Source organism: Acidobacteriota bacterium, from assembly GCA_016196035.1.
GTDB lineage: Bacteria > Acidobacteriota > Blastocatellia > RBC074 > RBC074 > JACPYM01.
Map to the genome: position 1 here is coordinate 131,348 of JACPYM010000107.1, position 22,770 is coordinate 154,117.

Consider the following 22,770-nt stretch of genomic DNA (forward strand, 5'->3'; position numbering starts at 1 on the left):
GGCTATATCGTCAGCGCCGGGATTTTTATCGCCCGCGTTTCGGGCAACACGGCCATTTTGATTTGCAGCTTGGCGCCCAGCCGCACGCGTTCGACTTTCAGATAAGTCTCGACCAACTCCAATTCTTCGGCCAGCGTGACGAATTCCGGTTTCTGTTTGAAGGCGTGGCGGAACAGTTCGGCCACGTCCTCCAATAACTCTTCGGCGGCACGTGGCGCGCGTTGAATCAGCGCAGCGACCGAATTCAAAGCGTTGAAAAAGAAGTGCGGATCAATCTGCGCGCGCAGGGCCTTTAGTTCGGATTGCGCGACCAGTTTGCGCAACTCCTCTTCGGCAATCGCGTGCTTGCGACGCGCCTCGTGCAGCCGCTGGTTTTCGAGCGCGCGGCTCAACTGCGCTGCCAGTGCGCGCAAGACGCTCAACTCTTCGCTCAAATAACCCTGCCCGTAAGCACGCGGCCCGCGAGCCAGCACGCCCGCGAACTCGCCATTCACGCGCAACGCCAGCGCCGCCTTGATGTGCCGCCGCCCAAATTCCGCTTCCAATTCCGCGTCGGCGAGTTGCGCGCGTATCAACACCGCAACCTGACGTTGCGTAAACAACGCCGCCAGCCGCTGCTGCTGCTGCCCGCCCGACAATTGATCGAAGCGGCTCGCGGCCTTTTCTTCCAACACCACCAGCGCCAGCAATTCATCCACCCCAATGCTTTGGCGATAGAAGCTGGCGAACAGCGTCAAGGCCTCGCGCACCTCAATCTTGTCGGGCAAAGCCGTCACCTGCAACGTCACGCCCAGGCGCTGTCTCACTTCATCCGCCTGTGTGGCCGGGTCGAAGCCACACAGGCGGATCTCACCGCCATCGCGCCCGCGCAACCTTTCGATCATCTCGACCGTCGAGGTCTTACCCGCGCCATTCGGCCCCAACAAGCCGAAGACTTCGCCCTGCCGCACCTCAAAGCTGACGCCATCCACCGCGCGCGTCTCGCCGTAGCTTTTGCGCAACGCAGTAACGCGCACTTGGCTAAGCACGCCGCTGTTGTCTGCCGCCCTCAAATTTTGTTTTACTGTTGTGTCGAGCAACATACGTTCCTCCATTTCAGCCAGGTGTTAATGCGCGTGGCAACCGATGCACGACGGCACGTTGCGATTCGGTTGCGGTAACGGTTGATTGTCCAGCAAGCCTTGCGCGCGCGTGACATAAGCCGTGCCGCCAAGTTCGCTGACGATGCGTCGCGCGTAAGCGCTGGCCTTGGCGTGATCGCCCAACCGTTACCAGCCGCTGGCCAAACCCCACAGCAATTCGCCGCGCGCATGTTTGCCGAGTTTTTCAAAGTAGGCTTGCTGCAAGGCCAGCGTCTTTTCGTAATCCTGCACGGCGGTTTCCAGCAAGGCCTTGGCCTGCACGGGCACGGGCACATACTTGGAAGTTTCCAGCAACATCGCGCCGCGTGGGATGCGTGTGGACACGCTATTGGGTGCGAGCGCCACGCCTTCATTCAATTCCTTTTCGCCGCGCTCACAAAGTTCGCTGCCTTGTTGCAGCTCGCCTTTGCCGAAAGCCCAGCCCGCATACCTGAGCAAACCGCCGCCGTGCCAGACCAATGCTTCGGCGTGTTTCGGGTCTTGCGCCAGCATCTCTTCGCACAGCTTCATGGCCTTTTCGAAACGCGCTTGATCGCCCGCCATCCCAGCAAAAAAATCCTCGCGCACCTGCAAATCGAAGCGTTCGGCATTGGCGGGCGGCGCAGCTTTCGGTTGCGCCTGGTTTTGCGCGGCAGCCGGTTGCACGAAGCGGCTGGCGAACAAAGGCCACGCAATAGATGCCAGCAGCGCAGCGCTGACGGCCAGTTTGAGCAGTTGGTTCCGTGATCGAATGGTGTTCATTTCTTTTCCCTCCCAAGAAATTGTTGAGTTGTCGCTTGCACAGCCGACGATACGTCAGCGCGGCGCGGCTGGGTTGAGGCTTTCCGGGGAGCGGTAGGAAATTTCGGCTGAACGGTGGTCAGCCCGTGGGCGCAGCGTGGCATGGTTTTGCGCAGGGGAAAACGGACGCTTTGGCGTGCGTAGCACAACCTGCCGAGGGTGTGCTACGTCGCAGCTACGGCCAGGGCTTCACTTGCGACACCACGCAACCTCGGCAGGTTGCGCTACACCCGTGCGAGTCACACGTTCCTCCAAAAACGTCCTTGTTCATGAACACTGCGCGACGCTTTGGGAGGGATCAGGTTTGTTTCGTTCCGCAAGAAACCGCTAGCGAATTTGCGCTTCGACGACGTTGGCCGCCTTGCCCTCCACCCGCAATTCGACATTCACGACGCCGCGTCCGGCCAGCGTGCGCGGCAGGCGGATGTTGGCTTGATCCAGCCCGGCCAAGCTGCCTTGCGCGCCCGCGAAATTGAGCGGGACTTCGACGCCGCCGACGCGCGCGCTCACGTTCGCCAGACCTGTGTGATAGCGGAAGCCCGTGCCGAACAGGATCAAGTAAACCTGCTCTTGCTCTGCGCTCACATCAATCGGCGCGGCTACGAAGCGATTGAGCGCCGCGTTCCATTCGGCCACGGGTTCGACGCTTTGCGCGCCGTCGGGCTTGAGCCGGAAGACGACTGCGGCGGCCACACCCGCGCCACTGGCGTTCGCCGAGAAAATGCTGGGCGCGACGGCGGCGATTGTCAGCGGGCCAGTTGCCACGAGGTCAGCGCCGTTGTACACATTGAGTGTCGCCGCGCCGGGCGCTGTGCCCGCCGGGATCAAAGCGTTGAGTTGCGTGGGCGAGACGAAAAAGAGCGGCGCATTGCGTTCGCTGCCCGCGCTGTCTTTGACGCGCACTGAAGCGCCCGCGAGCACGGTCGGCAATGTCGCGGTCGTCGCGCTTTGCGTGGCCGTTGCCAGATTTGCGCCGAACGCCGCGATGATGGATTCAGGTGCGAGTTGTTGCCCGATGAAACTGGCGGCGGAAACTGTCGTGACGGCGGCGGGCGCGGTGGCGCGGCGCAATTCCCAAACGTCGTTATAAAGCGCATTGCCCGTGCCGCCAATGAGCAGCCAACGATCTTCGGCCTCGATGTAAGCCGCCATTGCGCCATTACGCGCGGCGGGGCCAGCGCCCGCTGACAACGGCGTCCATTGCCGGGTGCTCAGATCGAATTGCCACAACTCATCCGAGTTGCCGTTGCTGGTAAAACCGCCAAAGAGAATGAAGCGGTTGTCTTTGTCCACAAAACTACTGGCGAACCAGCGACCCGCCGGACGCTGCGCGGGCGTCAATTCCGTCCAGGCACGTGTTGCCAAATCAAAAGCCCAAATGTCATCGAGCGGGCCGTTGCGTTGGCCGCCGTAAATAATCATGCGCCGATTCGCGCGGTCATACGCGCCGGTCAACAGGCAACGGATTTGCGGGCGCGTCCCGTTGGGCGACCAATCCTGCCAGGCATTGTTGGCGAGGCTGAAACTTTGTGAGTCATTGAAGCGGCCCGCTTCGGAAGTAAACCCCGCGAATGAAACCAGGCTGCGCGAAACCGGATCGAAGATGCCCGCCGAGCCATAACGCTTCTTCGGGCGCGCGCTGTCAGCGGCGGGCGAGACATCGCGCCATTGCAGCGTCGTCAGATTGAGCGTCCACGTATCGTTGAAAAAGCCGCTGCCCTGCCCCGCATAAACGACCAGTTGCTGGCCCGCCGGATCATAAACGCCGTCAAAAGCGAAGCGTGGCGGCGGCGGCGTACCGACGGTTGACAGCTTGGCCCAAGCGCGCGTTTCCAAACTGAAGGCCCAGGTGTCATTGAGCGGGCCGTTGTCGCCCGACCCGCCAAAGATGATGACGCGTTTGCCGATTGGATCGTAAACCGCGACGCCATTGCGGCGCGCTTCGGGCTTATCTCCCGACGCGGGCGTGAGATTGCGCCACTGCCAATTGGAGGGAGCTTGCGCGGCAGCAGTGATTGCCAGCAACGCGACGATCAAGGCGAGTTGAATGAAGTTTGTTGTTTGACGCATACAGTTCCTTTACGGAAAGTTGGCAGTTGGCGGTTGGCAGTTACTTGCTTTTGATATTTTGTCTCATCCGGTTATTAGCATCGCCAACGGATGGTCGCTTCAAATCAACAACTGCCAACTGCCAACTGCCACTCGCTGTATCGCCAAACAATCGAGTTTTATTTCGCCTTTTCTACTTTGCCGAGTTCACGCAATACATCTTCATTCGATGGGCGCACTTTGTAATCCACCTCGACAAAACGCCAACGCACCTTGCCGTCACGGTCAATCACATAGGTCGCCGGATGCGGGAGGGGACGCTTGGAGCCTGCATTCAATAAGCCGTAACGATCAATTACACGGTGGTCGGCGTCGGAAAGCATCGGAAAATTGACGCCGGGCTGATCTTTGAGTTTGTCACGCAGGAAATGCGCCTTGTCGTGCGGGTCTACGCTAACGGCCAGGATTTCGACCTTGTCGCGGTAACTTTCATCTACAACGGATTTCAGCTTGCCAAGCTGAGCAGCACACCACGGTCACCAATAGCCACGATAGAACACCAGCACCACCGACTTTTTGCCGCGATAGGTTGAAAGCTGGACGGGTTTGCCGTCCTGATCTTCCAACACGAAATCGGGCGCGGCGTCGCCGACTTTGATGCGCTGCAAATCGGCGGGCGGCAAACCGGCGCCGTCTTGCGGCCCTGCTTTCACTTGCGCATTGGCCGTAGCTAGGCTCAAACCACCGAGCAAGACACACAGCAGCACGACCCAACGAATGTACGTCATACAGATTCCTCCAAAAGTTGAATTGAAAAACGCGCCGATCTTAGCAGGCTGAAACAGGTGCGTCTGTAGGCGGGATTACGTGCCGGATGTTCGTCTCGTTTACCGGATCACGCCGGACGGTAAAAGGCACAGGACTTCGCTGATGCCTGACTCCTGACTCCTGATTCCTGATGACCGAAAATTGCGGTGATTTTCAATGATCAGGAATCGGGAGTCAGGAGTCAGGAGTCAGGCGCGAGCTTAATCGCAACCGTCCAACGCATCGCGCAGCAGCGGCTTTATTAGATGCGTGTACGGGCAGCGTGGGGGTGCGGTACCGCGCGCGCGAGCAAGCGGAGGCGCTGCCCTGCTGCCAATTCGCCTCATTTGACGCGCCGCTTGCTCACGCGCGCGGTACCGCCCCGCCGTTCAGTGGTTTTCCCGTACACGGAAGTAAAAACCGATCTAGGCTTGCCATTTGCGCCACGCGGGGCCTCAGCGCACCACCGTCAACGACAGCGCTTGTGTATCAATGGCCGCCGGTGTTTGCGCATCCTGCACGCGCACGGTGAAGCTCCACGTGCCGCGCGTCGTCGCCGTGCCGCTGATGACACCCGTGGTCGCATTGAGCGCCAGCCCTGGTGGCAAGGCGCCGGCAGCCAATGACCAGGCGTAGGGTTTAAGTCCGCCCGTGGCTTGCAAGGTTTGCGCATAATTGCGGCCCTGGCGCGCGTTGGGTAATTTGCCGGTCGTGATATTTAGCGGCGCGGGCGCATTGACGGTCAGCGCAAACGCCTGTGCAGCAGTATCCGCCGGGGTTTGCGCATCGGCGACTTGGGCGGTGAAATTGAATGTGCCTGCCGCTGTGGGCGTGCCGCTGATGACGCCGGTCGCCGCATTGAGCGTCAGCCCCGCAGGCAAACTGCCGACGGTGATTGACCACTGATACGGCGCAACGCCGCCTGTGGCCGCGAACGTGGCCGAATACGCCGTGCCTACTGTGCCGCTAGGCACGCTCGTCGTCGCCAGCACTAAATCCGCCGGCATGGCACCCGCCAATTCATACGCGCCGATGTCGAACCAGCCATCATTCGGACGCGCTTCGCTGCTTTGATGTTTGACGTATTGCCACACGACGTTGTGCGCAGGCAGCACCGCCGCATTCAATGCTACGCCCGCATTGATGCAAGCTGAGCCGACGGCCAGCCTGTAATCCTGCCCGGCTTCATTCACGAAGCCCGGCGCGCTGCCAGTGACCGAAGTGTTGTTGTCATTCACAGTGCCGGTGAACGTGCCGAACGAAATCACGCGGCCCGGCTTGAACCAGTTATAAAGCAAATCAAGCACGCCGCTGTCGTCCAGCAGCGAGACGGTGTTGCCCGCCGCCGTCGCGTAAAAGATGTTGTTGCGCGCCTCGCAACGCTCTTCGTTCGTCGAAAGGCGAAAGAGCGTCGTGCGGTCGGTGCGCGTCGAGATGATCGTGTTGTTGTAAAAATACAGCACACCCTTGCGGTAATTGGCCGTCGTGCCACTGTCGCCGCCGTAATGCGTGAGCTGCCGATTGCCCGCCGCGTCGGGTTCAATCAACACATTGCCGTAAACGTGCGTCGTGCGGTAACGCGGATCGTTGCGAATCAGCACGCTGTCTTCGCCATCGGTCAGATCGAGTTGGCGGTTGCCGCCTTCGATCCAGTTGTAACGCACGACCTGCCCCGCCGAACGGTCTTTCAGATTATTGCCCAGACAGCCGGTGCGCAGCGGGCCAAAGCGGTTGTATTGATAGGTGATGCCGATGGCGGCGGTGTAGGCGTTGTGTTCGTAGATGCTATTCACGTTGCCGTTGTCGTAAATGTAGTTGCCCTCGACCAGGATGTCGCGCGAGGCCAGCGCATCGCTCGATGCCACAAAAAAGCCGTTGCCGCTGTCGTGCAGGATGCAGTTGCGGACGGTGATGTTCTCGCCCTTCTCGATGTAAATCGTGGCGGCGTTATTGACGTAACTTTGCGTCGCGCCGCTGGTCGAGGTGTAGGTGTAAGGCGGACGCCCGCTGCGAATGTCCAGATTCTCGATGGTGATGTAACGCGGCGTCGTGTCGGCGGGCACGCTGGCTCCGCCGATCTTGATGATCGAACGGTTCTCGTTCCAATAACTCAGCGCACTGCGCGTGGTCGCGCCGTTGCCGTCAATGATGGGCAAGGCACCGGTCGCGGCATCGGGCACGCCGCGCACGATGATCGGCGCGGCGGCGGTGCCCTGGCGGCAGATTACCCATTTTTCTTGGTACGGCGTCGCGCGCCAATAAATCAGCACCGTGTCACCTGCCAACAGCGATTCCCACGGCACCGCGCCGATGCTGGCGTAAGGCTTGCCCGGCCCGACTTCATAAACGGCGGCTTGGGCGAAAGGCGCGGTGAGCGCGAACAGAATGCATGTGAACAACAACGTAAAGAGACGATTTTGCATTGGTACTACCTCTTGAGAATTTTCACTGCGCTGCAACGCAGGCTCGCGCCTGCCTGTGCTGTAGCATGGTGGATGGTTTCAACGTGGATAGAGTTTGAAGCTGACGCATCACGACAGGCTCAGTCACCGGCTGAGCAGAGACGCCTTGGCTGGCAGGCTCAACGCCCCCAAGCCCGAAGCTGGTGCTGCATCATCATTTCCTCTCTAAAGATCGAAGGGTTGCGTGAGGAGCAAGAACGAGGGCAATCAATGTGGGTAACAACGCGGCTGGCACAAATTCCCAAGCGTTTTCACACCTAAACCCAATCACCTATACCTGTCACCTGAAAACTCGTGGGTTCTGCGATGGCGGCAGGGTAAAGCAGTTCGGCGGTTTGCGCCAGCGGAAAAATTTGCACCCCAGACTGTTTTTTTCACTCGCATCAGTGGCGTGAGTCGAGGTCAGCGCAGGTGATAAGGCAAGTGTCTGAGTTGTCTTACCACGCGTTTCAATCAACCGGGAACCCAGTAATAACGCTCGTAAGCACCAAGCCGAATCAAATCGCTTTCAGTGCGGCGTCTCCGCTTGTTCACGCGCGCGCTCCGGTGACTTGGAGCGGTTTTCTTTGCGGCTGAGTTCAGTGTTTTCGAGTTTGAAGCGCCCGTGGGCAAAGTCCAACATGCGATTGGCGCCGGCGGTTTCAAGCACGACTTGCTCAAGGGCCAACCCACGCTGCTCGTCTTGCCGATACGTCATCGTCAGCGCGCCCAGGTTGAAACGCAATTTTCCTTCAGTGTCACGCTGCGGCGGAAAACCAAAGAAGGCTTTCAATTGCGGCTCGGCTGCCGCCAAATCGCTGACCGTGAGCACCACTTCTTTGATTTGGGTCGCGCCGTTGGCGTGGCTGCGAGCGCTCGCGTCAAAGCCTTTGTCGGCATCGTCAGGCGAACAGACCAGCGGCAAGAGGGGGTGCAGCGGCACCAGCAAATTCCGCGTGATCAATTCGCCTTGAGCGCCGCGCCTTTCTTCGGGCAAGAGTTCCGAAACAAGCAGGCCGTTTTCAAGCAGTGCGCGGCGGCAACCCGTCAAATCGCGCGCTTGGAAAACGACGGATTCCCAGTCTTCATAAACATCCACCTCGTGCATCAGTTTGTGCAACGATTGGCCGCCGAACAGCTTGTACAACCCAAACTGACGCAGCCAGCGGGCCGCGCTGAGTTTCGGCCCGGCCCGGTACGCTCGCAACTCCAGATAGGTATTATCGCCAAAATAGATGAAGGCGCTTTCGCTGAGGCCATTGCCAGCCGCGCCGCCCTGGCTCACGGTGAAGCCGTTTTCCCGATAAGTCTGCAACGCCTCTGGCAGGTCGCGCACATTGAACACGACGTGCCCCAACCGCAAGGGCGTCGGATGCAACTCCGCCACCGGTTGTAAAGGGGCCTTGAAATCCAGTTCGGCATACAAATAACCACCAGCCAACACCAACACATCAATTGCCAAACCAAGTAAGAGCATCTTTTTAAGCTTGGGGGATACCATCTTTGCTCCGTTTGGGTGTTTAGGTCAGCCGCAAGCTGCAACCACAACAGTCAAAGCAAGGCGGTGGCGTGATCACCGCAAAAGCCGCGCGACAACCATCTCGCGCGGAGTGACAGCGCTCTAAATTTCGAATTTTTGAAAGCGATACTGTGGCGTAACTGCGGCCCGTGCTGTTTGACGGGCCGAGCATAAACGCCGCCGCCAATTATTGCCAGCCAGCGCCCCCCCTTCAGCCAACAAGTAAGTGCCCACTTACAATTTTAGCTTGCGCCGCCCGCGTGGCGTGTGGTAAGTAAGTACATACTTACTTACGATTGACTCCGTCAGGACTGAGGTGATTGAAAAACGCGCATGACGCCCAAACACGAACTTGAAAAACCCAACGTGGCCCGCATGGCCGCCGAAGACCGCCGCCAGCAGATCATTGAGGTGGCCGTCCGGCTTTTTTCGCAAAAGGGCTTTCGCGGCACCACGACCAAAGAAATCGCCCTCGCCGCCGGGGTGAATGAGGCGATTATCTTTCGGCACTTTGCGACCAAACGCGAGTTGTACACCGCGATTATGGATCGCAAGGCCTGCTCCGTGGAGATACAGGCGATTCAGCAGGGCTTGGATGAAGCCATGCAGGCCAAGGACGATCACCGCGTTTTCACGCACCTGGCCTTTCATCTGCTCGAATTCCACGAGCACGACGACACCGCCATCCGGCTGCTGTTGTATAGCGCGTTGGAAAAGCACGAATTGGCTGAAATGATTTTTCGCAATCATATTTCGCGCAAGCACCGCCAGTTGGCCGATTACGTCAAACAGCGCATCGCCGATGGCGCGTTTCGCCGCGTCAATCCGCTGCTGGCCGTGCGCGGCTTTATGGGGATGCTCATCAATCAGGTGATGCATCGCAAGTTTTTTGACTTTGACGGGCACGACACCGTGCCGCAGAACAACCGGCATCTCGCCGAAAAATACGCCGAGATGTTTCTGGCCGGCATCCGGCAGACCGCAGAGCCGAAACGCTAGCGACGGCGACATTGACGAATAAAGAAACAGGCTCCACATCGTGGGAATCTCTGGAGAAGGAACAGCAATGAAGAACGAGCAAGCTCTCAACCGAACTTTCATACACTCCCTCGCGCATTTCGCGCTGCTCTTGGCGGCCCTGGCGCTGGCGTTCTATGCCAGCGCATGCAGCCGCAAGGCCGAAAGCGGCGCCGAACCCATCGCTGAAGCCGCCGGTAAAACCACCGGCAAGGCCGAAGCGGCGCCGACTGCCGTGCCACCGGTCGAAGTCACGACGGCCACCGCCATCATGCGCAACCTGCAACGCGGCGTTGACGTCGTCGGCTCCTTCACCGCCGACGAAGAGGTCGTCGTCGCCGCGCAAGCCCCCGGCGAACTGGCGCAACTGAATGTGGATTTTGGCAGCTACGTGCAGGCGGGTCAGGTCATTGCCACGATTGATCAGCGCGATGCCAAACTCAAAATCGAGCAGGCTGAAGCGACGTTGAAACAAACGCTGGCCCGCTTAGGAATGAAAGACGGAGCAACGTTTGACGCGACGCAAAATGCCGATGTCAAAGTCGCCAAGGCCCAACTCGATTGGACAAAAATGGATTTGGAGCGCGCCGCCAAGCTGGTTGAAAACGGCGATGTCTCGCGTTCGATCTACGATCAGGCGCAAACGCAAAACAATCTGGCGCAGGCGCGTCATCAGGCCGCGATTGATGCGGTCAATCAACAACTCGCCGTCGTCGAGCAGCAGCGGTCGGCGTTGAATCTGGCGAAGAAAGCGCTGGCGGACACGGTCGTGCGCGCCCCCATCAGCGGCGCGGTCAAAGAGAAGCACACGGCGCGCGGCGCTTATCTGCCCGTCAATGGCCGCATCGTCACGCTGGTCAAAATCAATCCGCTGCGCTTGCGCGCCGACATTCCCGAAGCGTCCGCCGCCAGCGTGCGCACGGGTCAGCAGATGACGGTCACCGTAGAGTCCTTCCCCAATCGCACCTTCACCGGGCGCATCGTGCGCATCGGCCCGTCGTTGAATGAGCAAACACGCGCGCTGACCGTCGAAGCGCAAGTCGCCAATCCCGGCAATTTGCTGCGCCCCGGCATGTTCGCCAAATCTTCGCTGATCACGGTGCCCAACGCGCCCGCGATTTTGGTGCCCAGCAAAGCGGTCGCCACCGTCGCGGGCCTCACCAAAGTATTCGTAATCGCCAACGGCAAGGCCGAAGAAAAGATCGTCAAGCTGGGTGTCACTGACGGCGACCTGATCGAAATCAAAGAAGGCGTCAGCAACGGCGCGACGCTCGCCACCAGCAACCTGGATCGGTTGCAAACCGGCAGCGCCGTCAGCACGAAATAAGACGAACGATGAAGAAAGCCTGAAACAAGGCTAGGAATCAGCAGGAGAAGCTATGCAGAAGTTAGCCGAATTATGTGTGCGCCGTCCGGTCTTCGCCACGATGTTGATAATGACGCTCGTGGTGCTGGGCATCTTTTCCTACAACCGCCTGACGGTCGAGCGCTTCCCGCGCGTCGAATTCCCGACCATCACCGTGACCACGCGGCTGCCCGGCGCGGCTCCCGAAGAAGTCGAAACCGAAATCACCGACAAGATCGAAGAGGCCGTCAACACGATCAGCGGCATTGAAGACCTGCGCTCGACTTCGTCCGAAGGCGTCTCGCTCGTTTTCATCACCTTTGACCTGAACCGCGAACTGGATTCGGCGGCGCAGGACGTGCGCGACAAAATCAACACGGTCATCCCCGAATTGCCGCAAACGATTGATCAGCCGACGGTCGAAAAACTAGACCCAGACGCCTCGCCGATTATGACGATTTCGGTGGCCTCCAATCGCAGCGTGCGCGAGATCACCGAATACGCCGACAAGGTGTTGCGGCGGCAAATCGAATCGGTCAACGGCGTCGGCCAGGTGCAAATCCTGGGCGGGCGCAAACGCCAGGTGAACGTTTATCTCGAAGGCGACAAGTTGCGCGCTTACAACCTGACCGTCGCGCAAGTTTCGCAGGCGCTGCAAGGGCAAAACCTGGAAGTCCCCGGTGGCCGCATCGAACAGAGCAATCGCACGTTGACGCTGCGCACGCTGGGGCGGCTGCAATCCACTGCCGAGTTCAACAACATCGTCGTCGCGAACCGCAACGGCTACCCGATCAAAATCTCCGACCTGGGTCACACCGAAGACGGCGTCGAAGACGAACTCAGCGCCGGGCGTTTGAATGACACGCCCGCGCTGCTGTTGAACGTGCGCCGCCAATCGGGCACCAACACGGTGGATGTGGTGAACGAAATCAAAGCGCGGCTCGACGAATTGAAGAAGAACCTGCCGCCCGGTTACACGGTGCAAGTCGTGCGCGACCAGTCAGTCTTCATCCTCGCCTCGTTCCACGCCATCCGCGAACACTTGATCATCGGTTCGATTCTGGCGGCGCTGGTCGTGCTGCTGTTTATGCAAAACCTGCGCGCGACGATCATCGCGGCGATTTCGATTCCGACTTCGATCATCTCGACCTTCGCGGCGATGGAATATGCCGGGATCACGTTGAATGGCCCCTCGATGCTGGGGCTGACGCTTTCGGTCGGCATCGTGATTGACGATGCGATTGTGGTGCTCGAAAACATCTTCCGCTACATCGAAGAGAAGGGCTACGAACCATTCCAAGCGGCCATTGAGGCGACGAAGGAAATCGGCTTGGCGGTCATGGCGACGACGCTTTCGCTGGTCGTGATCTTTCTGCCCATCGGCTTTATGCAGAGCATTCCAGGCCGCTTCTTCAAAAGCATCTCGCTGACGATGGCGTTTGCGATTCTGGTTTCGCTGCTGGTCAGTTTCACGCTGACGCCGATGCTCAGCGCGCGAATGTTGAAACGCCTCAAACGAAAAGCGGGCGAACCGAGTCAACCCGGCGCGCCAGCCCACGAGGTCGAAAAATCTTCGTTCATTATGCGCTGGCTGGATCGCGGCTATACGAAGTTGTTGACGCTGGCGCTGCATCATCGCGTCATCGTGACCGGAATTGCGTTGCTGGTGCTGCTTTCGCCCGCTGTGCTGGGCCGTTTTGTCGGACTGAATTTCTTCCCGCAAGATGACCAGGACGAGTTCGAGGTCAATTTGCGTGCGCCCGAAGGCGACTCGCTGCAAAAGACGCTGGACTTGGCGCAACGCTACGCGGCCAGCATTCGCCAGCTCGGCCACATCAGTTACACGCTGACGACGCTGGGCGAAGACCAACAGCGCACGTCCAATCTAGCGAAAATTTATGTGCGCCTGGCGCCGCTCAACACGCGCACGATTTCGCAGTTCGAGATCATGAACCAGGTACGCGATCAGATTTCGCCGAAGTTCAACGCAGAAAACCTGCGCATCACGGTCGCGCCGGTGGCCGCGATTAGCGGCGGCGGCAGCAATTTCAGCGCCGATGTTGCCTATGTGCTGCGCGGCCCCAATCTGGAAAAGCTCGACCAGTATTCGACGCGCCTGCTCAACAAACTCAAAGCCACGCCCGGTGTGGTGGACGTGGACAGTTCGCTGATTCTGGGCAAGCCGGAATTGCGCGCGGCCATTGACCGGCAAAAGGCGGCGGATTTGGGCGTGAACATTTCCGATGTCGCACAAAGCTTGCGCCTGCTGGTGGGCGGCGATCAAGTCTCGACCTATAACGAAGGCGGCGAGCAATACGAAGTGCACGTGCGCGCGGCGGAAGATTTTCGCACCAACGCGAGCGGCATCGGCCAACTCAATGTGCCATCCAATCGCGTGGGCAGCGTGGGGCTGGACAACATCGTCAAGCTGCAAGAGGCCACCGGGCCAACCCAGATTCAGCGCTTGGGGCGGCAGCGGCAGGTGCTGATCACGGCCAACCTGCGGCAAGGCTTTTCGCAAAGCGCCGTGCTCGCCATGCTGGCCAACGAGGTCAAGGCGATGAATTTGCCGCCCGATTATGTGGCGGGCGTTTCAGGCAACAGCAAGGAACTGGCGCGCACGGGCAAAGGCTTTCTGCTCGCCTTCCTGCTCTCGTTTATTTTCATGTACATCGTGCTGGCCGCGCAGTTCGAATCATTCATCCATCCGGTGACGGTGCTGCTGGCCTTGCCGTTGAGCCTGCCGTTCGCGCTGCTTTCGCTGATCATCACCGGGCAGGCCTTCAATATGTTCACGATGCTGGGCCTGCTGGTGCTCTTCGGCATGGTCAAAAAGAACTCGATCTTGCAGATTGACCACGCCAATGGCTTGCGCGCCAAAGGCATGGAACGGCACGAAGCGCTAGTGCAATCCAGCCGCGACCGCTTGCGTCCGATTCTGATGACGACGATTGCTTTTGTCGCGGGGATGTCGCCGCTCGCTTTCAGCAAAGGCGCGGGCGCGGGCATCAACCGGTCGACTTCGGTGGTCGTCATCGGCGGGCAAACGCTCTGTCTGTTGCTGACGCTGGTGATGACGCCGGTGTTCTATTCGCTCTTTGACGATGCCAAAAACTCCGCCATCTGGGGGCGGATCAGCGGTTTCTTTGGCGGGATGATGGAAGGCGCGCGGCAAAAGACGGCGGAGGCGGTTTCGTCGTTGCTTGGCACGTTCGGTAAGTAGGAGTGTGCGGTGCCAGCCAAAGACCTTTTCCATGATTCAGTCAAACTCAGCCTTGAGCAAGCGGGCTGGACAATCACTGCTGATCCGCTTTTTCTCAAGGTTGACGGTCAAAAGCCTACGTTGATCTGGCGGCGGAAAGGGTGCTGGCGGCACAGCGCGGAGCCGAGCGAATTGCTGTCGAAATCAAAAGCTTTACGAGCGGATCATTTCTCGATGACTTTCATTACGCGGTCGGACAGTATTTGAATTATCGCGCCGTGCTGGCGCTGCGTGAACCGGAGCGCGTGCTCTACTTGGCGGTGCCGCTTGATACCTATGAAGCCTTTTTCCAAGCTGGGATTGCGGCTATTTCCGTGCAGACATACGCAATCAAATTGCTGGCTTACAATCCCGCCACACAGGAGGTGTTGCAATGGATAAATTGACTGCTTACCAAAAAATCGTTGAAGCGATTCTGCGGCAGTACTACCAACTTTCCCTTGACGTGCCCGCTGGCGCACCAACGATTGAAGATCAAATTTTGATTGACCACGAAAATGGGCATTACCAACTCATGCACGTCGGCTGGGATGGCATGAAAAGGGTTTACGGCAGCCCCCTGCACTTGGACATCAAAGACGGCAAGATTTGGATTCAAGCTGATGGAATTGATATTCAGGGCGGCATCGCCAAAGAGCTGACCGAACGCGGCGTGCCCAAAGAAGACATCGTGCTGGCTTTCCACGCCCCTTACAAACGCCCTTACACCGGCTTTGCGGTGGCGTGAGCGGAAATGAAAAAAGCGGCTCAGGCCGCTTCGTTTACCGTTGAGTTGTTGAACCGCTTAGCGCACGCCGCCGAGACCGTAACCGTCGGCCGCCACTGCGCGTTGCACGGGAGAGCCGCCGACGGCATAGCCGCTGGCCGTCACGGTGCGTTGCACGGGCGCTCCGCCGAGGCCGTAACCGTCGGCCATCAGGTTCAGGTTCGCGGGGTTCATCATCAACAACCAAAACATCATCGTGTAAAACATAAAAGCTCCTTTTGAAAAAAAGTATCTCGTTCTTTTCAACGACCAACGGGCTGACCGGCAGCGCGTTGGCTTTTTGGTTCGCTTAAACCAATTTCGTTTCTCGTTGGCAGCTACGGCCCAGCCAGGGCGGGTGGATTCAAGCGTGCCGCGAATTTTTTCTGAGCGGAATTTCAAATGCCTCTCTATTTGACCGAACAAGACGTAACCCAATTGCTGACGATGGGCGAGACGCTCGCCGCCGTCGAAGCCGTCTTCAAAGCCTACGCCGTGGGCCAGGCCAGCAACCAGCCGCGCCGTCGCGTGCGCGGGGGCGGCGGCACCTTGAATGTCATGAGCGGCGCGGTCGCCAACATTGGCGGGTACGATGGCTTGCTGGGAATGAAAGCGTATACCGTGACGCCCAAGGGCTATCGTTTTTTCGTGAATCTGTTTGAAGCCACGTCGGGCCAACTGCTCGCTTTCATCGAAGCCGACAAGCTCGGCCAAATGCGCACGGGCGCGGCCAGTGGCGTGGCGACGAAATACCTGGCGAAGCCGGAGGCGCAAACGGTCGGCCTTTACGGCACCGGTTGGCAAGCCCAGTCGCAACTGGCGGCGGTGTGCGGAGTGCGCAACATCAAAAGCGTCAAGGTGTATGGCCGTAAACCCGAAAAGCAGGCGCAGTTTTGCGCACAGATGAAAGCCGAATTGCAACTTGATGACATCGCGCCGGTCACGCAACCCGAAGCCGCCGCCGAGGCGGACATCATTTGCACCATCACCACCGCGCGCGAACCGGTTTTGCACGGCGCGTGGTTGCAACCCGGCGCGCACGTCAACGCGGCGGGCGCCAATTCGGTCTTGCGGCGCGAATTCGATGACGAGACAGTCAAACGCGCGGCATTCATCTGCGCCGATTCGGTCGAACAGGCGCATCTCGAAGCGGGCGAACTGATCGTGCCGATTGAAAAAGGTATGCTTAATTGGGAAGCCGTGCACGAGTTGCGTTATGTCGTAAATGGCAATTTGAAAGGCAGACAAAACAATGATGACATCACCGTCTTCAAATCGCTGGGACTGGCGCTTGAAGACGTGGCGGCGGCGGCGGTCGTGTACCGCAACGCCATTGCACAAAAGATTGGGAAGGAGCTATGAAAAATCAGTTGGCAGTTGGCAGTTGGCAGTTGGCAGTTGGCAATTTCGCAAGACTTGCGGAGCGTATTTTTTGTTTGTTGGCTGTGGGCTTCGCCCTAACAGGGATGGCGGCGGCGCAAGACGCCAATGTCAAATCTCAAATATCGAATTTGAAATCCGAGCAACGGGTCGGCGTGGATAGCGCCAAGCGGCAAAACCTGACCATGCGCGAGGCCATCACGCTGGCGCTGGAAAACAACCGCGACATCGAGATCGAAAAGATCAATGTGCAGATGAATGAGTTCGAGGTGCGCGCGGCTTACGGCGCTTATGATCCGACGGTGAGCACGGGGTTGTTTTATAACCGGCAGACGACGCCCGTGGCTTCGATTCTGGCGGGCGGCGAAAACGGACGCTTGACCACCGATAGCCTGTCGGGCACGGCGGGACTGACACAGCGCTTCATGGAGCAAGGCAGCGTGTTGCAAGGCACCTTCGACAATCACCGCGACACGACGCAAAACCTGTTTCAGTCGCTCAATCCGACTTACAACACCTCGCTCAATTTCAATTTCACGCAGCCGTTGTGGAAGAACCGCACGATTGACGCGCCGCGCCGCCAGATCAAGATCGCCAAGAAACGCCTCGATCTGTCGGACAGCCAGTTTCGCCAGCGCGCCATCGAGATCATCGCGTCCGTGCAACGCGCCTATTGGGAGTTGGTCTTTGCGCGCCGCGACCGTGAGATCAAACGCGAATCGGTCGAGCTGGCCGACACGCAACTCAAACACAACGAACGCCTGGTCGAAGCCGGCACGCTCGCGCCCGCCGACATCATTTCGGCCCGCGTCGAATTGGAGCGCCGCAACGACGAGGCCGAAGCCGCGCTCGACGCCATTCAACGCGCCGAGAACGCGCTGAAGACCTTGATGCTGCAACCCAGCAGCGGCGGGCAATGGCAGGCCGAGTTGATCCCGGTCGAAGCGCCGCAGGTGGATTCGAGTAATTCCCTGCCGCTCGAAGACGCCGTCCGCCTGGCGCGCGTCAATCGCCCCGAGATGCAGCAATTCAAATTGCGCGGCGAGATCAACCAGATTGACGCCACCTATTTTCGCAACCAGACCAAACCGCAAATTGATCTGGTCGCCAATTACGGCACTATCGGCTTGGCCGGCAGCGCGCGCACCGAGACGAACTTTTTCCAGGCTTCGAATGATCTGCTTTACGCCAATCTCAACAACCTCATCACCCGCGTAAATCTGTTGGACACCACCAAGCCGCCGATACCACTATTCCCGACTTCGACGGGCGGTTCGGGCATTCCCGGCTTTCTGATCGGCAGTTATGGGCAGAGCCTGGCGAATCTGTTCAAGAATGATTTCCGCACCTTCCGCGTCGGCGTGAGCATCAACCTGCCGCTGCGCAATCGCACCGCGCAGGCCAATCTGGGCCACGCGCTCGCCGAAGGCCGCCAGATCGAAGTGCAGCGGCAACGGCTGGAACAACTAATCGAAGTCGAAGTGCGCAACGCCCTGCAAGCTGTCGAGACGGCCAAGAAGCGCGTCGAAGCGGCCAAGAATTCGCGCACGAACGCCGAGCTGCAATACGCCAGCGAGCAACGCAAATTCGACGCGGGCCAGAGCACCAACTTCCTGGTGCTGGATCGCCAGAATGCGCTGTCGGCGGCGCGGGGCCGTGAATTGCGCGCCTTGACCGATTACACTAAAGCCGTGGCTGAATTGCAGCGGGCGCTTTCGACGACGCTCACCAGCAACAGCGTCGAGATTCAATCGGCGATTCCGAATCAATAGAATTTTGCCGCCGATAAACGCCGAAGACTGCGGATTGATCTTGGCTTGATTCGCCAAGATCAATCCGCAGTCTTCGGCGTTTATCGGCGGCAGCTTTGCTTTACCGTACCCGCATGGTCGGATCGCCAAACAACACAAAGCTGTTGCGCACATCGGCGTTGCCAGAGGCGAGACGCGCCGCCGTCATCGCCTCGCCCAGCGTTTTGCCTTCGCCAAACAGCGCCTGAAACAACGCCTGATTGAACAGCAAAGCCGGTTCGGGAAAGATCAGCGCCGAGGTGCCCACCGTCGCAAACGCGCCGCCACTGCTTTCCACCAACACAGCTTCGCTCAGGCCGGTCTGGCTGGGGTCAATGAAATATCCATTCAGGCAAGTCGTCATCACGAACAGGGCTTTGGCCGTGTTGGTCAGCGCGGGCGCATCTTGCGAACGCAACAGGCCATCGCCCGTCCAGAATTGGGTCGAACCGTGACCGAGCCAATTGACCACCAACGGCGCTGCCTGATTGACGCTGTTGACGATCATGCCGCGCACCTGATCGGCCGTGCCGTCATCGCGGCTGATGAATTGTTTGACCATCAACGGCGGCAATAACGCGGCCAGGCGTTCGTTCTCGGCCCGAAAATCCAGCCCCGGTTGCGCCCGGTCGGAAACCAGCAACGCGCCGCGCGGCGTCAGCGCGGGTTTGAAACTGACGAGCTTCGTGACCAGCGCCTCGGCTTGCATCGCCGTCCGCACGGGCAAGCGGCCCAGCGCCAATTCCGGCAAGGCGTCGCCATCGGCATCCGCGAACCAGTTGTCGAGCGCCGTTTCAAAGAAAAAGGTCGCGCCCAATTTGGTCGGCACAAAATCAAAATCGCCCAGCCCCAGATAATTGCGCGGGTCTTGTGTGGCATCGCCGATAAACAGCGCGTACTTTGGCTGGCGCGACCAATTGGCGCGGGCGTAACTCAACAGGTCTTTGACGGCGGCGGGCGTGCGCGTGCCGCAGGCGAATTCGTCGTAGGCGTCTTCCACATCCACGACCGCAACATTAATTCCGCTCAAGCGGCGCGCCGTGGCCAGGCGGTCGGCGGCAGCGCGAAAATCACGATGCGTCACGATCACCAACTCAGCGCCGTTCTGGGGCGCGCGCCAATTCGACGGCTGATTCAACGTCAGGCCCGCGACCCGTGCCAATTGATTGTCGGCCAGCGCCAGATAACTGCCCCCCGCCTCGCTCTGCAACGCGAAGCCGAAGCCCGCGCCCGACGCTTGCACGCGCACCAACAATTCGCGCGCCCCCAGCGCAGCGCCGGTGATTTCCAGCACGCGGATGTTCGGCGTGCTGAAACCATTGATGAAGGCCGTCTGGCCCGCATTCAAGCTGAAATTCAAAGCATCGGCGTCGGCAACGTAGCGGCGCGGATAGCGCAGCCGCACGCTTTCAACCAGGCTGATGTCAGCGCTGCCGACGGTTGAGAGCAACCGGATTTCGTTGTCCCCTTCAAGCAGCCAGCGCACCGGCAAGCTCAACGCGGCGACCTGGCGCGTCGGCCCCGTGAAATTGACGGCATCGGTGGCTTGCCCGTTGATCTCGACCAGCACCGTGTGCGCCTGCCCGGTCACGCCCTGCAACGTCAGTTCGAGTTGGGCTGGCCCGGCGGCGGCGCGGTTGAGCGCTTTCACATTCAGCGCCTGCACAATGGCGTTGTTACTGACGACCGGGCCAAACCAGTTTTCGGCGTCGCCGTTGAACAAGCCTGAAAAATAGATGCTGCGGTCTTTGCGCTCGATGGTTGAAAGGTAGCTGGTGGCGTTGACCGTGCTCGCCGTTTTTGCTGGCTGCTCCTCAATGCGCAACGCCGACTTGGTCGAAAGCGTGCTCGCCACCAGCCAATACACGCGCGTATCGGTCGAAGGCAAATCATTGCCGCGCCCATAAAACTCCACCGTCTCGACGCGATTGCCTTTGCCCGTGGTTTTGATCGGCGCTTCGCTGCCGTCGGCGAACATGCGCAACCACGCGGGGTTCACATTCGGATTGAAACCAATGGCGGTCAACTCCGCCGCCGTCACGCGATACCAACCGGGCTTCCGCACGGCCAGCTTGGCGGCTTTTTCGTTGGGCACTCCTGTCCAAATGGAGGCCGCCGTGCCGTTCTGCGCTTGCAACCACTGCCCGGTCTCGACCGCGCGCCAACCGCTGGGTTCACCATTCAACGCCAGCCCCCACGAACTTTCCGCGGTGTCCGCGCCGGCCCACTCACGCTGGGCGTCGGGTTGCGCCTCGACATTGATTTCGCTCAGCAAACGCGCGTTCACCGCAGCTTTCCCACGGGCCACATTGTCTGCAGCGGCGGGCTGCTGGCCGGTGGCATAAACCGGGCCATGCCAGCGCGTCGCGCCGCTCAGTTCCACGACTTCGAGCCAATAGCTATCGCCCGCCACGCCCTGCGCATCGTTCCAGGCATAGGATTGCCCCGCCATCAGCACGCCGTGTTCGCCCGCCAGCAAGGCCGAACCAGCAATCAAAGTGGGATTGACCCGCACGCGCTCACCGGCTTCCGTCCGGTAAAGATTGAAGCCCAGATTGTCGGCTTCGTAACCCGTGCGCCAGCGCAAACTCACTCCTGCGCCGCCGCGCCTGTTGGGGCGGACAGCGGCGCGGCTTTCACTGGTGACGGCATTGGTAACGGCATTGGTAACGGCGTCAAATTCCATCAGCCGGACTTCGCGGCGGGCCGGTTCCTCTAACTGGTTAGGATTCGGGCGCGCCTGCCGCGCGGGGATTTGCGCCGCCGTGCGCCACCCGCGCCCGTCCGCGCCAACCAGCCATACGGCGCAGAGCAAGAGCAGGAAAGTTGTGAGGGAATAGTGCCAGGCAGCGCGCTGCCTGGCCTTCGGTGATAGGGCAACCTTGGGATGCAACATTTGGGTACTCCTCTGAAAACTGGCGGGGCGCAACGCGTTGACACACGCCAAGCTGAACCTTGCGCAGCCGCGACAGAACGCCGCGACGCATAAGATGCAACGCCAACGCAACACGCCAGTTTAGGGAAAACCAGTGCCGGTTCTGGATTCAGTTGTTCTGTTTCGCTGAATGCATCAAGGAAGGCTCAGAGGATTTATCCGGCGGTAGCGATAACCGTTCACCAATTCCCACCCTAGCTCACCATGGCTCACCGGAAACAATCAGGGCACCATCATTGCACTTCCGCTCGTTTGCGAGGAATCTCGCCCGCAAGGGCTTATACCACATCTGCGACTTTTGAACATGAGGGTTGAGGACTAAGACGCAATTTATTTCCAGGCAGGATGGAATCCAACGCCCACCGCATCAGTGCCAGGAGAGGGATGAGGGATGAAGGATGAACCAAGATTGTCAGGACTTACGCAGAAACTTGCCACAGAGGCACAGAGACACGGAGCAAGACCCAGAACTCTCCTGACAAGCGAGAAAAGCTCTGTGTCTCTGTGCCTCTGTGGCAATCTTGCTTGGTTTTTGCGTAAGTCCTGATTGTTATTCATCCTTCATCCCTCATCCTTCATCCTTGAGTTATTGCTGCTGCTGTTGCTGGGCATAGTCGTCATCCATTTGTGCCGGAGCGCTCCAGGTGGCGACGGGCATCAATTTTGTTTCGAGCAAAGGGGCTTCGGCCAGGGCGACTTGGACGCCGACGCTGAGTTCACTGCTGGCATTGCCTTTGAACACCCCGCGCGTGGGCGGCACATCGCTGTAATCGCGGCCCACGGCGGTGCGAATGTGGCGGTCACCGACCAGCAGATTGTTGGTTGGATCAAAACCGATCCAGCCCAACTCCGGCAACCAGGCTTCGACCCAGGCGTGAGTAGCGTTGGCTTCGGAGCGGTCTTGGTAGTCGCCGTGATACAGATAGCCGCTGACGTAACGCGCCGGGATGCCGCGCCAGCGCAAGAGCGACAACATAATGTGCGCAAAATCCTGGCACACGCCGCGCCGCTCATCCAGCGCGAGATCAATCGGCGAATCCACGCTGGTGGCGTTGGGAACATAATCAAAGTGCTCATAAATCGCCGTGTTGATGCGCCGCAACAGACTCAACGGGTCTGCGTCCTGATCGAGTTGCCAGTCATGCGCCAGTTCCAACAACAGCGGCGTTTCCGCGACGAATGGGCTGGGCGCCAGATAGTCCCAGAGTTCATCGCGCTTCCTCGCCTGTTGCAAGGCCTCCCATACATCTTGTCCGACGGCGTCCGGCAATGCGGCAGCGGGCGTCATTTCGACGGTGGTTTCCGCCGTGATCTTCAGTTCTTTATGTTTGCCCGGAATGTCGAAGTGGTGCACGACATTGCCCAGGAAATCGCCGTAGGCTTGCAAGCGCGCGCGCGGTTGCGTGTTCAGGTCGAATTTCAAACAGCGTTGCCCAACCTCACTGCGCGGTTGCATGCGCACTTCGGTGATGCTTTCGGTAATGGGTGAACTGTATACAAACCGCGTGACGTGGCGAATGGAATAAAACATAGTCAGTGGTCAGTGGTCAGTGGTCAG

Annotated in this window: 17 protein-coding genes and 1 pseudogene; 7 read left to right on the forward strand and 11 right to left on the reverse strand. The window is 59.3% G+C overall.

What is annotated here, in order from left to right:
* Window positions 1–2 precede the first annotated feature (2 nt).
* From HY011_30335 to HY011_30370, 8 genes are all read right to left on the reverse strand, one after another.
* On the reverse strand, window positions 3–1,082 hold the full coding sequence (locus HY011_30335) for a histidine kinase (protein MBI3427248.1): 1,080 nt from the start codon (window positions 1,080–1,082) through the stop codon (window positions 3–5).
* Window positions 1,083–1,106: 24 nt separating this feature from the next.
* Complete coding sequence (locus HY011_30340; protein MBI3427249.1) at window positions 1,107–1,265, reverse strand: hypothetical protein; 159 nt, start codon at window positions 1,263–1,265, stop codon at window positions 1,107–1,109.
* Between the two features lie 3 nt (window positions 1,266–1,268).
* The gene (locus HY011_30345) at window positions 1,269–1,883 is read right to left on the reverse strand and encodes a hypothetical protein (GenBank protein ID MBI3427250.1); all 615 of its coding nucleotides are present in this window, start codon (window positions 1,881–1,883) and stop codon (window positions 1,269–1,271) included.
* 366 nt (window positions 1,884–2,249) lie between these two features.
* Complete coding sequence (locus tag HY011_30350) at window positions 2,250–3,992, reverse strand: hypothetical protein (GenBank protein MBI3427251.1); 1,743 nt, start codon at window positions 3,990–3,992, stop codon at window positions 2,250–2,252.
* 158 nt (window positions 3,993–4,150) lie between these two features.
* Complete coding sequence (locus HY011_30355) at window positions 4,151–4,480, reverse strand: peroxiredoxin family protein (protein ID MBI3427252.1); 330 nt, start codon at window positions 4,478–4,480, stop codon at window positions 4,151–4,153.
* 27 nt (window positions 4,481–4,507) lie between these two features.
* Window positions 4,508–4,759: a redoxin domain-containing protein gene (locus HY011_30360; protein MBI3427253.1), complete on the reverse strand. Its 252-nt coding sequence runs from the start codon at window positions 4,757–4,759 to the stop codon at window positions 4,508–4,510.
* Between the two features lie 474 nt (window positions 4,760–5,233).
* Complete coding sequence (locus tag HY011_30365) at window positions 5,234–7,201, reverse strand: putative Ig domain-containing protein (GenBank protein ID MBI3427254.1); 1,968 nt, start codon at window positions 7,199–7,201, stop codon at window positions 5,234–5,236.
* A 547-nt stretch (window positions 7,202–7,748) separates the two neighbouring features.
* The gene (locus HY011_30370) at window positions 7,749–8,720 is read right to left on the reverse strand and encodes a VOC family protein (protein MBI3427255.1); all 972 of its coding nucleotides are present in this window, start codon (window positions 8,718–8,720) and stop codon (window positions 7,749–7,751) included.
* 351 nt (window positions 8,721–9,071) lie between these two features.
* Between HY011_30370 and HY011_30375 the strand changes: the two genes are divergently transcribed.
* From HY011_30375 to HY011_30395, 5 genes and pseudogenes are all read left to right on the forward strand, one after another.
* Entirely contained in the window at window positions 9,072–9,737 is a 666-nt protein-coding gene (locus HY011_30375) for a TetR/AcrR family transcriptional regulator (protein ID MBI3427256.1), read from the forward strand.
* A 67-nt stretch (window positions 9,738–9,804) separates the two neighbouring features.
* A complete protein-coding gene (locus HY011_30380; GenBank protein ID MBI3427257.1) occupies window positions 9,805–11,082 on the forward strand; it encodes an efflux RND transporter periplasmic adaptor subunit in 1,278 nt (425 codons plus the stop codon).
* A 52-nt stretch (window positions 11,083–11,134) separates the two neighbouring features.
* Window positions 11,135–14,323: an efflux RND transporter permease subunit gene (locus HY011_30385; GenBank protein MBI3427258.1), complete on the forward strand. Its 3,189-nt coding sequence runs from the start codon at window positions 11,135–11,137 to the stop codon at window positions 14,321–14,323.
* Window positions 14,324–14,332: 9 nt separating this feature from the next.
* A pseudogene (locus HY011_30390) lies at window positions 14,333–14,748 on the forward strand (XisH family protein).
* On the forward strand, window positions 14,736–15,089 hold the full coding sequence (locus tag HY011_30395; protein ID MBI3427259.1) for a XisI protein: 354 nt from the start codon (window positions 14,736–14,738) through the stop codon (window positions 15,087–15,089). The pseudogene HY011_30390 and the gene HY011_30395 overlap by 13 nt, the downstream one beginning before the upstream one ends.
* 57 nt (window positions 15,090–15,146) lie before the next feature.
* Here the strand turns inward: HY011_30395 and HY011_30400 are convergent, their stop codons facing one another.
* Window positions 15,147–15,335: a hypothetical protein gene (locus HY011_30400; GenBank protein MBI3427260.1), complete on the reverse strand. Its 189-nt coding sequence runs from the start codon at window positions 15,333–15,335 to the stop codon at window positions 15,147–15,149.
* A gap of 174 nt (window positions 15,336–15,509) precedes the next feature.
* Here HY011_30400 and HY011_30405 point away from each other — a divergent pair, with 174 nt between their 5' ends.
* Together HY011_30405 and HY011_30410 are read left to right on the forward strand one after the other, a co-directional pair.
* Complete coding sequence (locus tag HY011_30405; protein MBI3427261.1) at window positions 15,510–16,469, forward strand: ornithine cyclodeaminase family protein; 960 nt, start codon at window positions 15,510–15,512, stop codon at window positions 16,467–16,469.
* Window positions 16,466–18,259, forward strand: a complete 1,794-nt coding sequence (locus HY011_30410) for a TolC family protein (protein MBI3427262.1) — start codon at window positions 16,466–16,468, stop codon at window positions 18,257–18,259. Before HY011_30405 ends, HY011_30410 begins: the two co-directional genes overlap by 4 nt.
* Window positions 18,260–18,359: 100 nt before the next feature.
* Here HY011_30410 and HY011_30415 read toward each other — a convergent pair whose 3' ends face one another.
* Together HY011_30415 and HY011_30420 are read right to left on the reverse strand one after the other, a co-directional pair.
* On the reverse strand, window positions 18,360–21,173 hold the full coding sequence (locus HY011_30415) for a hypothetical protein (protein ID MBI3427263.1): 2,814 nt from the start codon (window positions 21,171–21,173) through the stop codon (window positions 18,360–18,362).
* Window positions 21,174–21,798: 625 nt separating this feature from the next.
* Window positions 21,799–22,743 (reverse strand): transglutaminase family protein, encoded by a 945-nt coding sequence (locus tag HY011_30420; GenBank protein ID MBI3427264.1) that lies wholly within the window; start codon window positions 22,741–22,743, stop codon window positions 21,799–21,801.
* Window positions 22,744–22,770: the final 27 nt, after the last annotated feature.

Coding starts and splice junctions, on each gene's coding strand:
- HY011_30335 (MBI3427248.1), bottom strand. CDS start 1,082: ATGTTGCTCGACACAACAGTAAAACAAAATTTGAGGGCGGCAGACAAC.
- HY011_30345 (MBI3427250.1), bottom strand. CDS start 1,883: ATGAACACCATTCGATCACGGAACCAACTGCTCAAACTGGCCGTCAGC.
- HY011_30350 (MBI3427251.1), bottom strand. CDS start 3,992: ATGCGTCAAACAACAAACTTCATTCAACTCGCCTTGATCGTCGCGTTG.
- HY011_30360 (MBI3427253.1), bottom strand. CDS start 4,759: ATGACGTACATTCGTTGGGTCGTGCTGCTGTGTGTCTTGCTCGGTGGT.
- HY011_30365 (MBI3427254.1), bottom strand. CDS start 7,201: ATGCAAAATCGTCTCTTTACGTTGTTGTTCACATGCATTCTGTTCGCG.
- HY011_30370 (MBI3427255.1), bottom strand. CDS start 8,720: ATGGTATCCCCCAAGCTTAAAAAGATGCTCTTACTTGGTTTGGCAATT.
- HY011_30375 (MBI3427256.1), top strand. CDS start 9,072: ATGACGCCCAAACACGAACTTGAAAAACCCAACGTGGCCCGCATGGCC.
- HY011_30380 (MBI3427257.1), top strand. CDS start 9,805: ATGAAGAACGAGCAAGCTCTCAACCGAACTTTCATACACTCCCTCGCG.
- HY011_30385 (MBI3427258.1), top strand. CDS start 11,135: ATGCAGAAGTTAGCCGAATTATGTGTGCGCCGTCCGGTCTTCGCCACG.
- HY011_30395 (MBI3427259.1), top strand. CDS start 14,736: ATGGATAAATTGACTGCTTACCAAAAAATCGTTGAAGCGATTCTGCGG.
- HY011_30400 (MBI3427260.1), bottom strand. CDS start 15,335: ATGTTTTACACGATGATGTTTTGGTTGTTGATGATGAACCCCGCGAAC.
- HY011_30405 (MBI3427261.1), top strand. CDS start 15,510: ATGCCTCTCTATTTGACCGAACAAGACGTAACCCAATTGCTGACGATG.
- HY011_30410 (MBI3427262.1), top strand. CDS start 16,466: ATGAAAAATCAGTTGGCAGTTGGCAGTTGGCAGTTGGCAGTTGGCAAT.
- HY011_30415 (MBI3427263.1), bottom strand. CDS start 21,173: ATGTTGCATCCCAAGGTTGCCCTATCACCGAAGGCCAGGCAGCGCGCT.
- HY011_30420 (MBI3427264.1), bottom strand. CDS start 22,743: ATGTTTTATTCCATTCGCCACGTCACGCGGTTTGTATACAGTTCACCC.